At 72.2% G+C, this 15,253-nt stretch carries 16 protein-coding genes; 7 read left to right on the forward strand and 9 right to left on the reverse strand.

Going from position 1 to position 15,253, the window contains the following annotated elements:
- Nucleotides 1-18 precede the first annotated feature (18 nt).
- Nucleotides 19-378 (forward strand): hypothetical protein, encoded by a 360-nt coding sequence (locus EXE48_RS07455; RefSeq protein WP_137704245.1) that lies wholly within the window; start codon nucleotides 19-21, stop codon nucleotides 376-378.
- Nucleotides 379-691: 313 nt separating this feature from the next.
- Here EXE48_RS07455 and EXE48_RS07460 read toward each other — a convergent pair whose 3' ends face one another.
- The 3 genes from EXE48_RS07460 to EXE48_RS07470 all read right to left on the reverse strand — a co-directional run bounded on the left by EXE48_RS07460 (nucleotide 692) and on the right by EXE48_RS07470 (nucleotide 3,144).
- Nucleotides 692-1,588, reverse strand: a complete 897-nt coding sequence (locus tag EXE48_RS07460; protein WP_137711109.1) for a DUF4097 family beta strand repeat-containing protein — start codon at nucleotides 1,586-1,588, stop codon at nucleotides 692-694.
- Nucleotides 1,581-2,264, reverse strand: coding sequence for a sensor domain-containing protein (locus tag EXE48_RS07465; RefSeq protein WP_241991966.1), 684 nt, complete (start codon nucleotides 2,262-2,264; stop codon nucleotides 1,581-1,583). The genes EXE48_RS07460 and EXE48_RS07465 overlap by 8 nt, the downstream gene beginning before the upstream one ends.
- 121 nt (nucleotides 2,265-2,385) lie before the next feature.
- Nucleotides 2,386-3,144 carry a sensor domain-containing protein gene (locus EXE48_RS07470; RefSeq protein ID WP_137711110.1) on the reverse strand — a complete coding sequence of 253 codons (759 nt, stop codon included), beginning with the start codon at nucleotides 3,142-3,144 and terminating at the stop codon, nucleotides 2,386-2,388.
- 156 nt (nucleotides 3,145-3,300) lie between these two features.
- Between EXE48_RS07470 and EXE48_RS07475 the strand changes: the two genes are divergently transcribed.
- From EXE48_RS07475 to glmM, 4 genes are all read left to right on the forward strand, one after another.
- Nucleotides 3,301-3,657 (forward strand): ArsR/SmtB family transcription factor, encoded by a 357-nt coding sequence (locus EXE48_RS07475; RefSeq protein ID WP_137711111.1) that lies wholly within the window; start codon nucleotides 3,301-3,303, stop codon nucleotides 3,655-3,657.
- The gene (locus EXE48_RS07480) at nucleotides 3,654-4,037 is read left to right on the forward strand and encodes a hypothetical protein (RefSeq protein ID WP_241991967.1); all 384 of its coding nucleotides are present in this window, start codon (nucleotides 3,654-3,656) and stop codon (nucleotides 4,035-4,037) included. The genes EXE48_RS07475 and EXE48_RS07480 overlap by 4 nt, the downstream gene beginning before the upstream one ends.
- Nucleotides 4,034-4,306, forward strand: a complete 273-nt coding sequence (locus tag EXE48_RS07485; RefSeq protein WP_053772038.1) for a DUF7521 family protein — start codon at nucleotides 4,034-4,036, stop codon at nucleotides 4,304-4,306. The genes EXE48_RS07480 and EXE48_RS07485 overlap by 4 nt, the downstream gene beginning before the upstream one ends.
- 107 nt (nucleotides 4,307-4,413) lie before the next feature.
- On the forward strand, nucleotides 4,414-5,775 hold the full coding sequence (gene glmM, locus EXE48_RS07490; RefSeq protein WP_137711112.1) for a phosphoglucosamine mutase: 1,362 nt from the start codon (nucleotides 4,414-4,416) through the stop codon (nucleotides 5,773-5,775).
- On the opposite strand, the gene EXE48_RS07495 is transcribed toward glmM, so the two are convergent.
- A complete protein-coding gene (locus EXE48_RS07495) occupies nucleotides 5,751-6,203 on the reverse strand; it encodes a toxin-antitoxin system TumE family protein (protein ID WP_137711113.1) in 453 nt (150 codons plus the stop codon). The two genes, glmM and EXE48_RS07495, sit on opposite strands and share 25 nt — an antisense overlap.
- A 15-nt stretch (nucleotides 6,204-6,218) precedes the next feature.
- Nucleotides 6,219-6,776, reverse strand: a complete 558-nt coding sequence (locus EXE48_RS07500) for a DUF7342 family protein (protein ID WP_137711114.1) — start codon at nucleotides 6,774-6,776, stop codon at nucleotides 6,219-6,221.
- A 141-nt stretch (nucleotides 6,777-6,917) separates the two neighbouring features.
- Here EXE48_RS07500 and glmU point away from each other — a divergent pair, with 141 nt between their 5' ends.
- Nucleotides 6,918-8,126: a bifunctional sugar-1-phosphate nucleotidylyltransferase/acetyltransferase gene (glmU, locus tag EXE48_RS07505; RefSeq protein ID WP_137711115.1), complete on the forward strand. Its 1,209-nt coding sequence runs from the start codon at nucleotides 6,918-6,920 to the stop codon at nucleotides 8,124-8,126.
- Between the two features lie 24 nt (nucleotides 8,127-8,150).
- On the opposite strand, the gene EXE48_RS07510 is transcribed toward glmU, so the two are convergent.
- The gene (locus tag EXE48_RS07510; RefSeq protein WP_137711116.1) at nucleotides 8,151-10,382 is read right to left on the reverse strand and encodes a hypothetical protein; all 2,232 of its coding nucleotides are present in this window, start codon (nucleotides 10,380-10,382) and stop codon (nucleotides 8,151-8,153) included.
- 196 nt (nucleotides 10,383-10,578) lie between these two features.
- Between EXE48_RS07510 and EXE48_RS07515 the strand changes: the two genes are divergently transcribed.
- Nucleotides 10,579-11,742 (forward strand): sensor histidine kinase, encoded by a 1,164-nt coding sequence (locus EXE48_RS07515; protein WP_199236356.1) that lies wholly within the window; start codon nucleotides 10,579-10,581, stop codon nucleotides 11,740-11,742.
- On the opposite strand, the gene EXE48_RS07520 is transcribed toward EXE48_RS07515, so the two are convergent.
- Genes EXE48_RS07520 through EXE48_RS07530 form a run of 3 tightly spaced genes read right to left on the reverse strand, consistent with a single transcriptional unit; the run spans nucleotide 11,739 to nucleotide 15,198 of the window.
- Nucleotides 11,739-13,658 carry a glycosyltransferase family 2 protein gene (locus EXE48_RS07520; protein WP_137711117.1) on the reverse strand — a complete coding sequence of 640 codons (1,920 nt, stop codon included), beginning with the start codon at nucleotides 13,656-13,658 and terminating at the stop codon, nucleotides 11,739-11,741. The two genes, EXE48_RS07515 and EXE48_RS07520, sit on opposite strands and share 4 nt — an antisense overlap.
- Complete coding sequence (locus EXE48_RS07525; RefSeq protein ID WP_137711118.1) at nucleotides 13,655-14,821, reverse strand: HEAT repeat domain-containing protein; 1,167 nt, start codon at nucleotides 14,819-14,821, stop codon at nucleotides 13,655-13,657. Before EXE48_RS07525 ends, EXE48_RS07520 begins: the two co-directional genes overlap by 4 nt.
- The gene (locus tag EXE48_RS07530) at nucleotides 14,818-15,198 is read right to left on the reverse strand and encodes a response regulator transcription factor (RefSeq protein WP_137711119.1); all 381 of its coding nucleotides are present in this window, start codon (nucleotides 15,196-15,198) and stop codon (nucleotides 14,818-14,820) included. Before EXE48_RS07530 ends, EXE48_RS07525 begins: the two co-directional genes overlap by 4 nt.
- Between the last annotated feature and the right edge of the window lie 55 nt (nucleotides 15,199-15,253).

The raw sequence follows: 15,253 nt of genomic DNA on the forward strand, positions 1-15,253 counted from the left end.
CCGGAAGTGGGATCAGAGATGTCGACCCGCGAGGCGGAACTGGTGATCGAGACGTGGCGCCTCCGCGAGCGAGACCTCCCGCGGGTCCCGCCGGCGGGGTGGGGAACCGTCGACCGCCTCCGCGCGGCGGTCTGCCTCGCGGTCGAGTGCGCTGTCGACGGCGTCGATCGGATCGAACCGTTCGAGGGCCCCGCGAGCGAGCGCGAGCGGTTCGCGGCGACGGTGACGACGGACGCGGTCGACGACGCCCTCGTCAGCGTCCGCCCCGCGCCCGCGGAAGGCGAGACCGACGACGAGACCGAGGCGCGCGGCGACGGGGAGTCGTTCGAGGAGACGACGGAGCAGTTCGACCTCGACGAGGCGCTCGACCGGCTGTAGGCGGGCCTCGTGGGGCCAGCGCACCGGCGCCACCGGCTCGTAGTGGCCCACGATCGATACCGACCGGTCGGGGGCGGCGCACTCGACTGGTCCGTCTCCGAACCTGTGCCGATCGACGCCTCGTTTCGCGCCGGTGGGCGCTCGACGGGAGGACGAGGCGCGGAGGCCCCTGGGGGCGGTGACGGGCGTGGTTTCAGCGGTCCGGGTTGAGCGAGGAGGGCCGAAAAGCGAGGCGGGCCGAAAAGCGAGGCGGGCCGAAAAGCGAGGCGGGTCCGGGCGGAAACGCGGCGTCAGCGGGGACGGTCCGGGGCGCTTACGCTCGGATCGTGATGTCGCCGTCGTTGGTCCGCGCCGTCAGCGCGCCGTCGCCGCCGTTGACGGACGCTCGCAGTCGGGTCTCGGTGCGCTCGCGGACGCGGAACCCGGGGCCGCCTCCCGAGAGTGCGAAGTCACCGTCGTACGTGCGAGCGGTGAGCGCCGCCTCGAGGTCGTCACCGAGCCGGAGCAGCAGGTCGCCGTCCGACGATTCGACCGTCGCGTCCGCCGCGACCGCGGGGACGTCGGCGACGACGTCGCCGTCGCGGGTCCGGAGCGTCTCGACGCGCTCGGGGTCACGGACGCGGACCGCGCCGTCCGTGGTCGTCGCCGTGACGGCCCCGGCGGCACCGTCGACGCGGACGTCGCCGTCACGGGACTCGAGGCGCACGGCGCCCCGGGCGTCCGTCACCGACACGTCGCCGTCGACCGCGACCAGCGCCGCACCGTCGGGAACGGACGCCGCGTGGACGTCGCCGTCGGCGGACCGGAGCCTATCGACGTCGACGTCCGGCGGCGCGGTGACCTCGACGTCGACGCCCCCGCCGCCGAGCCCGACGATGCGCGGTTCGTCGGTGGTCACCTCAAGTCGGTCACCGGTCACCCGGGCTGTCACCTCGAACTCGTCGAGCGAGACGCCGCCGACGGCGCGCTTGCGGGCGACGACCTCGATGTCGTCGCGGGGCTCGGCGCTGAACGAGACGTCGCCGGCGACGTCGGTCACGGCCAGCGTCGAGACCGCCGCGGGGTCGACGGTCCGTCGCTCCGTCTCCGTCCGTCGATCGACATCGACGACGCCGGCGCAGCCGGCCAGGGCGGTTCCGAGGCCGACGCCGACGGCGCCGAGCAGGCCCCGGCGCGTGGCCGACGCGCCGTCGGGCGACCCGTCAGGCATCGGCGTCCTCCGCGGTCCGCGCTGCGCCGCCGAGCAGCGCGTCGGTGAGGAACCCGCCGAACCTGGCGACCCCGTTGAGCACGTGGAGCGACACCAGCGCGAGGAGGACGCCGAGGCCGGCGCCCGCGGCCGCCTCGCGCAGCGTGTCGACCACGTAGGGGCCGAGCGTGTACGTCACCCCGGGGGCGTCGTAGAAGACGGGCATGCTGATCAGCGTGGCCGAGAGCGCGACCGCGGTGACGAGCGCGGTGAACGCCACGACGCCGTAGACGAACTTGAGGCCGACGAGCACGAGGCCGGTCCAGGTTGTCGGGGCCGTGAGGATCCGCTTCGTCGTCCCGAGCGCCTCCTCGACCGACCCGAACTCGAGGTCGACGTCGGCGGGCGCGGCCGCGACGTCGACGTCGAGGAGCCACTCCGCGAGCCGGCGCTCGAACGAGCCGATCCCGAGCGTCACGAGCAGCGTCAGGAGGACGACCGGAACGCCCGCGAACGTGACGAGCAGGCCGATGCCGGTCGAGAGGCCGGTGGTGACGACCGTGAAGTAGGCGATCCCGAGCGGGAACGCCAACAGGAGGTACGCGAGGTTGCGATACGTCTGTCCGTCGAAGGGCACACCGACGAAGCGCGCGAGCGCCTCGCCTGGCGAGCGCGGAGACCAACTGTGGTCGCTCATGGTGCGCTTACGGCTTGCCGCCCCGTCGACATATAAAGAATCGAGCGCTGCTGATCCGGCAACGCCACCCAAAGTATAAGTATAAGTTTCGTGCCGACCGTCCCGGACGCCGGTCCCGGACTCAGTCCGTTCCGATCGACGGCGCGCCCTGCCCCAGGGTGAGCTCGGCCCACCGGGCACAGAGCCAACCGGCGGCGTAGAGCACGTTGAGCCCGACGAGGAGCGCCAGGACGCCCAGGAGTGACATCGCCAGCGCGCCCGGCAGCGTCGAGACTTCCCACGACGTGAGCCGCACGATGAACGAGACGCCGACCTCGAACTGCTCCCACGGGACGACGAGCGACAGCTCCCGCCGGATCGGCTCCGGGAGAATGAGCCCGACCGACGCGCCCGGGGCGTCGTAGTACAGCGGCGTCGCCAGCAGCGACCCGCCGACGCTGAGGAGGACCGTGAGGAGCGTGAAGCCGGCGACGCCGACGACCAGCTTCGAGAGGACGAACGCGACGGCGCCCCACACCGCCAGGTCGGTCACGACCGCCACGGCGCCGTCGGTCACGCCCGACGCCTCGCGGACCTTCCACGACGGCGGGGTGATGTCGGCGCCGAGGAGGGCCTCCGCGAGCGCACGCTCGCCGATCGACACCACCACCACGCCGGCGAGCGTCGCGGCGAGTATCGGCACGCCGACCACGAGGACGGAGAGGCCGAGCCCGAGCGAGATCCCGACCACCGTGCCGACGAAGTAGGCGATACCGAGCGGGAACGCGAGGGCCAGGTACGCGGCGGCGGCGTAGGTTCGCGGCCGGAACGGCGTCAACAGCACCGCGCGAACGACGCCGCTGTCTGCGGAGGGAACCGAGATCGCGTCTGAGAGGGCCATCTGCCGTCTGGACCGTCTGCCAACGGTCGTATTAAATCTCGGTCCTGTCACCGTCCCGAGCTGTTCGTCGGCGGAGCGCGAACGGGAGATCGGTTCGGAGCGGGCGCGACGCCGCCGCCGGGGAAATTAAGTTTCCCGCCGGCGACGTTCAGCCGGATGGCCTCGGAGGCGTCCGTCGACCAACGGGAGGTGTACTCGCTGCTCGACGACGAGTACGCCAGGCAGATCCTCATCGAGACCTACGAGGAGACGCGCTCGGCGCGCGCGCTCAGCGAGGCCTGCGACGCCTCCGAGGCGACCGTCTACCGCCGGCTGGAACGCCTCCGCGAACAGGACCTCGTCGAGACGGTACAGGAGGTCGACCCGGACCGCGGTCCTCAGCAGGTGTACGCCGCACGGCTCAACCGCGTGTCGGTGGACCTGACCGCGAGCGGGTTCGAAGTGAGCGTGGACTACGTCGACGAGACGGCCGCGGACCGACTGACGCAGCTCTACGAGGAGCTCTCGGGATGATCGAAACGCGCGCAGCGGCGACGGCGCTCGCGGCGGTCGGCCAGCAGAGCGCCCCACTCGTCGGGCGAGCGAGCGATCCGGCGCAGGTCGACGTGGTCGGCGGCGGCGCGGGGCTCGCCGCGATCACGATCGCCGCGTTCTTCCTCTCGGTGCTGCTCGCGGTGTTCGTCACCTACCGCTTCGCCCGCGGCTACCTCCGCACGCGGCGGCGGCCGCTGCTGTTCCTCACGCTCGGGCTCCTGCTCTTAGCCCCGCTGCCGATGTTCCTTCGGCTGGCCTTCGGCAACATCGCGTGGGTGACCGCCACCGAGCGCACGGTGGTCGTGACCGCGAGCAAGCTCTGCGGCCTGCTCCTCGTCCTCGGGGTGGTCCACCGGTGACGCTCTCCGTCGTCGCGACCGCCGGCGGGGTCGCGACCGCCTGCCTCGGCACGTACGTCGCGTACCTGGCGTACGACGGCGGCCGTCGGAACGGGAGCCGGACGATGCTGCTCTTGGCCGTCGGCGTCGCGTGTATCGCGGTCCTCCCGTACGTGATCGCGTACGGCGTGACGCCGCTCCTCGGGCTCTCCGACGCCGCGACGGTGTTCGGGGTCACGGTGGCGCATTTGGTCGGCCTCGTGGCGCTCGCGGGGTCGGTGACCGACTGACGGCGACCGCTCCCCACCTGTGTCGATCCGCGCCCCGCGGCGGAGGGTCCGGGCGCTCCGACTCGCCATCCCGAACCGTCTTTGCGGAGCCCGGTGATGACCGTGGTATGTTCGGAACCAGCGGCGTTCGCGGGCCGGTCGGCGAGGCGGTGACTGCGGACCTCGCGCTCGACGTGGGGCGCGCGCTCGCGACGGACGGCGCGGCGACGGTCGTGGTCGGGCGCGACGCCCGCGACAGCGGGCGGATGCTCACGCGAGCGCTCGTCGCAGGCCTCACCGAGTGCGGGGCCGACGTGATCGACGTCGGTGTGGAGGCGACGCCGACGGTCGCCCGCGCCGTCGCCCGCGAGGGTGCCGACGCCGGCGCCGTCGTCACGGCCTCGCACAACCCGGCGCCAGACAACGGGATCAAGCTCTGGACGGCCTCAGGGCGCGCCTTCGGCGAAGAGCGCAACGACCGGATCGCCGAGATCGTCGAGGCGGAGGCGTTCGAGTTCGCGGGGCACGACGCGATCGGCGCCGTCGAAGAGCGGGAGGTCGCGGTCGGCGGCGACGCCCGACGCCGGCACGAGCGCGCGCTCCGCGAGACCGTCTCGCTGCCCGACGACCTCTCGGTCGTCGTCGACCTCGGAAACGGCGTCGGGCGCGTCACGGCCGACGCACTCCACGCGGCCGGCTGCGACGTGGAGACGCTCAACGGACAGCGCGACGGTCGGTTCCCGGGCCGGCCGAGCGAGCCGACCGCGGCGAACTGCGAGACCGCCTGCGAGGTCGTCGCCGCGACCGACGCCGACCTCGGGATCGTCCACGACGGCGACGCGGACCGCATGATGGCGATCGACGAGCGCGGGCGGTTCGTCGCGGGCGACGCGCTGCTCGCGCTGTTCGCGCGCCGCGAGGCGGATCAGGGCGACCGCGTGGCGGTCCCGGTCGACACGAGCCTGCTCGTCGCCGACGCGCTCGCCGAGGTCGGCGCCGAGGTCACCTACACGCCTGTCGGCGACGCGTACGTCGCCGCGGAGGCGTCGAAGCCGGGGGTCGCGTTCGGCGGCGAGCCCAGCGGCGCGTGGATCTGGCCGGACCGGACGCCCTGCCCGGACGGCTCGCTCGCGGCGTGTATCCTGACCGCCCTCGTCGGCGCCGAGGGCTCGCTCGCCGCGCTCGTCGACGACCTCCCCGAGTACCCGATCCGCCGGGACTCGGTGCGGACGGACGCGAAGTCGGCGATCGTCGAGCGCGTCGCCGAGGCCGCGGCCGCCGAGTACGAGGACGTGTCGTCGCTCGACGGCGTCCGCGTGGAGACGGACGCCGGCTGGTTCCTCGTCCGCGCGAGCGGCACCGAGCCGCTGGTCCGGATCACGGCCGAGGCGCGCGATGAGGCCGACGCGGACGCGCTGTTCAAGACGGCGCGAGACCTCATCGAGCGGGCCGCAAAGGGCGCGTCTTACCCTCGCTCCGACTCATCGTAGCGTTGCTCGACGCGCTCCGCGACCCAGTCGAGAACCGAGAATAGGACGTTGAGGTGGTGGTCGCCGAGCGGTGACGGCTCCGCGCCGCCCGCGTCCGGCGCCGGGTGGAAGTGGTTCCTCGGCGCGTCGGCCTTCGGATGGCGGTCCCAGCGGCACTGGAACCGAGACGAGCCCCGTTCTTCGACGTAATGAAAGTAGTAGTCGCCCGTCACAATCCAGTGGACGTCGATCCGGGCGGCGTCGACGGCGGACGGATACGCGGTCGCGTCCAGCGTGAGCACCAGCGACCGGGGAGCGATCCGGTCCGGCTCGAACTGCCAGGACTCGACCAGCGGGGCTGTCGCCGCCCGGCGCCCGATCGTTTCCATCGTCGTCCGGTCGAGCCGACCGCTGTCTGCCGCGGTCTCGGCGTCGTCATTGTCCGACATGTAGCTGGGGAGGCCTCAGGCCGACCCGCGGAGGTCGGTCCCGTCGCGGCCGCGCGTCTCGGCCCGCGAGACGGCCCGCTGAAGGAGTTCTATGTCGTGCCGCACCGTTCGCCACCGCGACAGCGACTCCAGCCGGTCGTGGACCGCCGCGTGGTCGCCGCCTTTGACTGACGCGACTGAGGCGGCGTCCGGGTTCGGAACGCCGAACGACTCCTGGAGGTCGGCGTCCTCGGCGAGGAGGTCGTCCAAGCGCTCGCGGAGCGTTGCGGCGGTGTGGTCGTCGGCCAGCGTCTCGACGCGTTTCCACTCGAAGTACGACTCGTTGCGGCGGTACTCGGCGGGACGACTCCCGCGCCGGTCGACGATGCCCATCTCGACCAACTGAGTGAGCGCGTTTCGCGCGCCGTCGGGCGAACAGGCCGCGCGCTCGGCGATCTCGCTCGCCGACGCGTGTTCGGTCACCCCGGTCATCACGTCGTACACCCGCTGAAACGTGGTTCGGTCGCGTTCCCACTGACGTCGGGCCTCGCCGCTCTCGTCCGACGACGAGTCGCCGGTGGTGTCGTCCGACATACCGTTCAGTCGTGGTCTACAAGACATATATCTTTGGTAGCAGAAATATAGCATCTGACCGCCCTTCCGAGATCGATCTCGACGGCCACATCGACCGAGCCGACCGCAGCCGATAAGCACCGCCCCGCCGTCGGGCCGTCCATGTACGGAGTCGTGCTCGCGGCCGGCCGCGGGACCCGGATGCGACCGCTGACGGACCGTCGCCCGAAACCGCTCCTCCCGGTCGGGGACCGCTCGCTGCTGGAACGGGTGTTCGACACGGCCCGCGACACCGTCGACGAGTTCGTCGTCGTGACGGGCTACCGCGGCAAGGCGATCCGAGAGGCGATCGGCGAGTCGTACCGTGACCGCCCGGTCCACTTCGTCGAGCAGGCGGAGGCGCTGGGCACCGCTCACGCCGTGGCGAAGGCCGCGCCCGTCGTCGACGACGACTTCCTCGTGCTCAACGGCGACGTGGTCGTCGACGCCTCGCTGCCGCGGGCGCTCGCCGAGGCGGGCGCGCCGGCGGTCGCGGCCACCGAGGTCGACGACCCGCGGGCGTACGGCGTGCTCTCGACGGACGCGGACGGCGCGCTGGCGGACATCGTCGAGAAGCCGGCGGACCCGCCGACGAACCTCGCGAACGTCGGCTGCTACGCGTTCGAACCAGAGGTGTTCGAGTACATCAACCGCACGCCCGAGAGCGAGCGCGGCGAGTACGAGATCACGACGACGATCGACATGCTGCTCGGCGACGGCCGCCGGATCGACGTGGCGCGCTACGACGGCACGTGGCTCGACGTGGGGCGTCCGTGGGAGCTGCTGGAAGCGAACGAGCTGGCGCTGGCGGCGCTCGACGACGAACGCGCGATCGCCGGCGCCGTCGAGGAGGACGCCCAGCTTCACGGACCGGTGGTCGTCGAGGCGGGGGCGCGGGTCCGATCCGGGGCGTACGTCGAGGGGCCGGCGCTGATCCGCGAGGGCGCCGACGTGGGACCGAACGCCTACGTCCGCGGGGCGACCGTCGTGGGGCCCGGAGTCCACGTCGGCCACGCGGTCGAGGTGAAGAACTCGGTGCTGATGGCCGACGCCTCGGTCGGCCACCTCTCGTACGTCGGCGACTCCGTCCTCGGTCGCGGCGTCAACTTCGGCGCGGGGACGAACGTCGCGAACCTCCGCCACGACGGCGAGAACGTCCGGCAGACGGTGAAGGGCGACCGCGTCGACACCGGGCGTCGCAAGCTGGGCGCGATCGTCGGTGACGGCGCGAAGACCGGGATCAACACCGCGTTGAACGCGGGCGTCGTGCTGGGTGCCGGCGAGACGACGGGGCCCGGCGAGGCGCTGACACGCGACCGACTCTCGGAGTAACGCTGGCCCGACGCGGGAGCGGGATCACTCCCCCTGCGCGTACCGATCGAAGACCTCGGCCACCGCGTCGGCCGACTCCTTGAGCCGCTCGGTGTACGCCGGGCGGTCCCAGGTCGGCGGGACGAATTCGAGGGAGCGCAGGGCGTCGTCATCGGTGCCCGGAACCGCGTGCGTGAGATTCGTCGGGGCGTCGAGCGGCCGCGCCGTCCCGTCGGCGGCCGCGGGGATGTACGAGGCCGCGGCGACGTCGATCGACTCGATCGGCTCGTAAGTGTCGAGGCCGTCGATCCAGAGGTCCCCGAGGCGTCGCCGTCGGCTCGGGTCGGCGACGTTGAGCAGCCCCCAGGGGAGGCGAAGCTCGATCGCGTCGCTCGACGGAGCGACGTGGACGTCCGCGAGCGAGTCGTACGCGGGCGACTCGGGGTTGCCGTTCCCGTATCGCAGCCGCCCGGTCTCGACGGACTCGAACGGGACGCGCTCGCCCGTCACCGGGACGGTGTAGCCGCGGTTGATCACCAGCCGGAGCGGCGTGTAGTCGCCGGGATCGGGATTCCGGTATCGGTCGAGGTCGAGGCCCGCCTCGGCGCCGTACTCGTACGCGAAGGCGTCGTAGCGGGGGTGGACCGTCACCCGCGAGGCGTCGGGGCCGCCGAGGCGGACGACGAAGTCGGCGGGCGCCGTCGCGGCCGCGCCGTACGGCAGCGGGCGCGCCCCGGAGCCGGTGGTCCCGATCGCCAGGAGGTAGTTGGTCGCGTCCCAGTCCGGCTCGCCGTCGAGCCCTGCGAATTCGAGTCGCACGTTGAGGTACGCCGCGTCGCTCGCGACGCGGACCGCCGTCAGCTCGCGCGCCGCGTCGGCGCCGTCGCCGAGTCGCGTCGGCGGGTCCGCCGGCGTCGCCGCCGTCGCGTCCGTCCACGCCTCGGGGGCGCCGTTGAGCGGGACGGCGTCCGCGGGGTCGAACGCGAGCAGCCCGAACCCCTGTTCCGGCGTCTGGACGTTCGACCAGAACGGCCGGCGGTTCGGGTCCGAGAAGGGGGCGAGGTTCCACGTCCGCTTGAACCACTCGTCGTGCCAGCTGAACGCGATCCCGCCCGCGGTCCCGGCCTCGCGGACGTCCGCGTACATCGCGGCGAGGATCTCGCCCTGCTCGGTCTCGGTGAGGCGTCCCTGATCGCGGCCGTGGACGTCCCGCTGGGCGATCCCGCGGGAGGCGGGGACGCCGAACTCCGCGACGAGCAGCGGGTGGTCGGTGGCGCCGACGAGGCCGTTCAGGTACCCCGCGTAGCTGTTCGGCTCGCCGCGGTGGTCGACGTAATTGACGTACTCCGGCGTCTCGTTCAACAGCGGCGGGTAGTACGGGTAGACGTGGTATGCGGCGAACGTTCCGGCGTCGTAGGCGCCGGTCGCGGTGACGGCGTCGGGGTCGACGGAGGCGGCGTCCTCGTTCTGGAACGGCTCGTAAGGATGCTCCAGCGGGTCGGTCGTCACCCAGTTCGTGAACGCCGCGGGCCGTCGGGCGTCGTACTCGCTCGCCTCGTAGGCGACCGCGGCGTCGAGGCGGGCCGCGAGCCACGCCTCGAACGGGGACCCGTCGGGCGCGGCGAGGTACTCCCCGTCGTAGCCGGTCGCCTCGTTCACGCGGTCCGTTTCGCGGACGACCGCGGGTGGCCACTCGATGCCGGCGACGTAGCCGAGGACGGCGTCGCTCACGTCGGCGTCGTACGTCCCGCTCGCGTACCCCGGCTCCGGCGCGATTGTCGTCGCGCCGTGGACGGCGTCGACGACTTGCCGCATCGAGCGGTCGAACGGCGCCGACAGCGTCGTCGCGTCGCCGGCCTCGCGGAGCGTCTCCTCGCCGATCCAGTTGCCGTGGAGGAGGTAGATGGGGTCGACGTGCGACCGGTTGTACGCCGCGAGCGCCCGATAGAACGCCGGCGGGTGGACGGTGTACACGCGGACGACGTTGACGTTCAACTCGCCCATCAGCCCCAGCCAGCGGTCGTACTCCGCGCGGGTGATCGCCGCCTCGCCGGGGAACCGTCCGGGCTTCGCCATCCCGAGGTTCACGCCGCGGACCGACAGGGGCTCGAACCCGCCGCCGTCGACCGCGACCGCGAAGCCGTCGTCGCCGACGCGGAACCGCCGCTCGGCGGCGTCAGACGCGCCGTCTCCGGACCTGCCGCCGCGGAAGCCGCACCCGGCAGTCCCGACCGCGCCGGCGACCCCGACGCGGCTGAGGAATCGGCGTCTGCGCACACGAACTGGTACAGGCGGACGGTCATAAGGCTGCCTCTCGGAGGGATCGGTCGCTGGCGACTGCCCGACCGGGGCGCCCTCGGGGACCCTGTCGAGGGGGCTCGCTCGGCGCGGTCGGCGGCGCGGCCGTCGGGGACGGAATCGGGCCTTTATCAGACGCCGGCGAGTACCCCGGACAACGGCGATCGAATCCACCATGTCACCCGACACGGTCCGTTCGGACCCCTTCAAGAGCCTGTTACAGCTGACCGCGAGCGACCTCGACACCGACGAGCGGCTCCGAAAGGCGATCGAGGTCGGTCGGGAGTACCTCGGCGTCGACAACGGCGTGCTCTCGTACACCGGCGAGGGACGGTACGAGGTGGTCGAGACGAACATCCAGAGCGGTCCCTACGCGCAGGCGGGCGTCGTCGACCTCGAGGGCACGTGGTGTCGCCACGTGGTCGAGAGCGGCGAGCCGCTCGGCTTCGCGGACGCGACCGACAGCGAGTACCGCGACGACCGCGCGCTGGAGATCACCGGGCTCCACTGCTACGTCGGCGCCGCGGTGACGATCGACGGCGAGACGTACGGGACGCTGTGTTTCTCCGACGCGGAGCCGCGCGAGGACCCGATCACGGACGCGGAGCGCGATTTCGTCGCGGTGCTCGCGGAGTGGGTGGGCAGCGAGCTCGAACGGCAGAAACACTACGCCGAGCTGCGCGAGCAGAACGATCGGCTCGACGAGTTCGCCGGCATCGTCGCCCACGACCTCCGGAACCCGCTGTCGGGAGCGATCGGGTTCACCGAGTTCGCGCAGGACCACGTCAGCGGGCAGGCGGCCGAGTTCCTCGACCGCGTCCGGGGCGCGCTCGACCGCATGGAGTCGATGATCGCCGAGTGTCTGATGCTGGCGAAGGAGGGGACGGACGTCGGGGAGCGGACGCGGGTCGACCTCGAACGGGTCGTCCGCGACGCGTGGGACACGGTGCGGACGCGGAACGCGACGCTGTCGGTCGAGGTCGCGCCCGACGCCGCGATCCTCGCCGACGAGATGCGTCTCCGGCGGCTCTTCGAGAATCTGTTCCGGAACTGCGTCGAACACGGCGGGCCTGACGTCGCGGTGACGGTCGCCGGGGACGACGAGGGCTTCGCGGTCGCGGACGACGGGCCGGGACTCCCGGATGACGTGGAACGCGCGCTCACCGCGGCCGACACGGAGAACATCAAGTCGTTCGGGCTCGGGCTGTTAGTCGTCCAGCGCGTGGTCACGGGGCACGGCTGGGACCTCGCCGTCGACAGCGGCCCGGACGGGACGCGGTTCGCGGTGCGCGACGTCAACGCCGCGGAGCCGGTCCACGAGGCGCTCGCCGCTGATTAGTCGGAAGCGTCAGTCGCGTCGACCACCCAAACGAACCCCTCGCCGCCGGCGCCGACCGCGGCGTCGCGGGTCCAGACGAAGCCGCCGTCGCCGGCGCCGAGCGTCGGGTCGGTCACCCAGACGAACCCGCCGTCGCCGATTCCCTCCGAGAAGTCGGTCGTCGCCGCGACTCGCATGCCACCGTCGTCGACCGTGAGGACAAAGCCGCCGTCGCCGGCGCCGAGCGTCGGGTCGGTCACCCAGACGAACCCCCCGTCGCCGACGCCCTCCGAGAAGTCGGTCGTCCAGACGAACCCGCCGTCGCCGACGCCGACGGCGAGGTCCGTGACGGACGCGAAGGCGCCGGGGCGGTCGTCGCTAGCGATCCGGTCGAGCCACCGGAGCCCGTCGGTCCCGGGCTCGTCGGCGAGCCGGTCCACCCAGACGAAGCCGCCGTCGTCCGCGTCCTCGCGGTCGTTCGTGGCCACGGTGGCTTCGGCCGCCGCGGCTTCGGTCCCCGCGTCGCCGAACCCGCGCCGCTCCATGACGCCCCAGGACTGCTCGCCGCGGAGGAACTCGATCAGCCCGTGCCAGGCGACGACCGTCTTCCACTGACGGTAGCCGAAGTTCTCCACCACGCCGTACCACAGCAGCCGGGCGGCGTCCCGCGGGGACTCGTAGCGGTTGTAGCTCCACACCTCGCTGAACACGCCGAACCACGAGAGGAAGACGCCGGCGCCGACGGTGAGCAGCAGGAACGTGAGGAAGAACTCGACGTTGAGGATGCCGAGGTACCACCCGAGCGGGAGCAGCACGTAGCCGAACCCCTCGATGAGCGGCCCGAGCGCCTCGGCGGCTGTGAAGAAGGGGAGCACGACCGTCCCGACGCGGCCGTAGCGCCGGCGGAAGAAGAGGCCGCGGCTGGCGACCACCGTCTCCAGCATGCCGCGGTACCAGCGGCGGCGCTGCCGGCCGAGCGTCCGGAGCGACTCCGGCACCTCCGTCCAGGCGACGGGCTCGGGGACGAACTCGATCCGGTAGTCGACGTCGTTGTCCGAGAGGTGTTCGTGGAGCCTGACGACCACGTCGAAGTCCTCGGTGATCGTGTCGTGGCGGTAGCCGCCGATCTCGCGGACGCGGTCGGTCCGGAACACGCCGAACGCGCCGGAGATGAGGATCAGCCCCTTGAGCCGGGCGAGCCCGAGCCGCCCGGAGTAGAAGGCCCGCAGGTACTCCATCACCTGAACGCCGGCGAGGCCGGTCTTCGGGAGGTTCGTCTCCTTCACCTGGCCGTCCTGAATCACGCACTCGTTGGCCACGCGGATGGTCCCGCCGCTGGCGACGGTCCGGGTCGGCTCCTCGAGGAACGGCGCGACGACGTCGAGCAGCGCGTCGCGGTCGATCACGGTGTCGGCGTCGACCGCGCAGAACAGCTCCTGGTCGGTGAGCCAGACGCCGGCGTTGAGCGCGTCGCTTTTGCCCCCGTTCTCCTTGTCGACGACCAGCAGGTTCTCGTGGGTCGCCGAACGGTACACCTGGCGGATCGGCTCGGAGGGCACGTCGTACGGGACCTCGGCGTCGACGGGGCGCAGCCCGAACGCGTCTTCGAGCCGTTCGAGGGTGGCGTCCGACGAGCCGTCGTTGACGACGACGATCTCCTGGTCGGGGTAGTTGAGCGCGAGCATCGAGCGCACGCTCTCGACGATGTTGGCCGCCTCGTTGTACGCCGGCACGATCATCGCGACGCCCGGGTAGAACGGGCTGTCGAACGCGCGGAACGAAGGGTCCCACGCCGACTCGCGGACGTTGTCGCGGAGCTGGAACAGCGCGAGCACGTGGATCAGCAGGTAGCCCGCGTTGATCAGCAGGTAGTACGTGACGATGAACACGCCCGAGCCGACGATGAGCGACGTTCCGACGCTTTCGAGCGTCGTCATCCGCGCACCTCGTCGTGTAGCCGCTCTCGGCCCCGCGAGATGTCGCGTGCCAGCCGGTCGAAGCGGGCGTGTTCGGCGGCCCAATCCCACGCGACGCCGAACGGCTTCTCGCTCGCGGGGGGCGCGGCGTCCGCCCCGCGCTGGGCGACCAGCGTCTCGGCCGCGGCGACCTGCGCGCGCGGGTCCGGGTCTATCGTCCCGGCCGCCTCGATTGCGTCGAGCGCCGCCGTGTCGCCCCACACGCCGAGCGCGCGGTAGGCGTCGGCGCGGACCGTCGGCGCCGGCTCCTCGGGGATCGCTCCGAGGTCGACCGCGTCCCGGAGCCGTCGGTTCCAGCCGTACGCGCTGAGCGCTCGCCACGCGGCGGCCCGCACGCTTGAGTCCGGACTCGACAGCGCCGCGACGACCCACGAGAGGTCGGCGCCGCCGACCACGGTGGTGAGGTGGCGGACGACGAGCAGCGCCTGCCGCTGGAGCGCCGGCGGCCACGTCTCGAAGTCGGCGGCCGCCCGGTCGAAGAACGGACCGGGGTCGCTCTCGGCGACGCGGTACAGCGTGTCGACGCCGAACACCGAGAACGCCTCGGGGTCGTCTCGGAGCAGCAGGTCGACGCCGGTCGTCGCTCGGTCGTCCGTCCCGGCGGCGTACAGCACCCGGGCGGCCGCGGCGCGCTCGCGCGGCGTCGCGGTACAGTGCGCCCTGAGCAGGTCGCGGTCGGGGGCGTCGCGGAGCAGCGCGAGCCAGACGAGGGCGTGGGTCCGCTCCCAGTACCCCCCGTCGACGATCTCGCGACGGGCCCGGTCGGGGATGCCGAGCGCCCGCCCGAGCCCGGCCAGCGTCGCGGCGTCGCGGCCGGCGAGCTCGCGGAGGTACACGTCGAGGACCGACTCCAGCTCGTCGCGTTCGGCCGCCGACAGGCTCGCGACCCACGCGTCCCACGCCGGCTCGTCGCGCCCGTAGAGCCGATCGAGTAGCTCGGAGCGCAGCGCGGCGCGGAGCGGCTCTCGCCGCCGGCGCCTGCGGGCCGCGAGCACCGAGTAGGCGAGGGTGATGAGCGCCGCCGCGACCAGCAGCGAGCCGAGGAAGACGACGGCGATCGCGAGGGGCCGCGACTGAGGGCCGGTGACGGACGCCGCCGTCGGGGACGCGAGCGGCACGCTCACCCCTCGACCAGTCGGTCGATGCGGACCAGCAGCTCGTTCGGACTGAACGGCTTCGTGAGGTACTCGTCGGCGCCCGCGTCGAACCCCTCCAACACGTCCGCCTCCTGGCCGCGCGAGGTGAGCATCACGACGGGCACGTCGGGGTCGACGGCGAGCTCGTCGCGCCGGATCGCCCGTAACACCTGCGTGCCCTTCATCCGCGGCATCATCACGTCGAGGAGCACGACGTCTGGGACCGTGCCGCTCTCGTTCAGCGCCTGGCGACACTCCTCGCCGTCGTGACACACTGTGAGGTCGTAGCCCGCGCTCGACAGTTTGTACTGGAGGATCGACCGGATCGTTTCGTCGTCGTCCGCGATGACGGCCGATTTCGCCACAGAAAATGTAGACCCGGTGCGCTACTTTACTCTTCTCCAAGGTGCCGGTCTCGCG

This window comes from Halorubrum sp. ASP1, assembly GCF_005435135.1.
In the GTDB taxonomy this organism is placed as follows: domain Archaea; phylum Halobacteriota; class Halobacteria; order Halobacteriales; family Haloferacaceae; genus Halorubrum; species Halorubrum tropicale.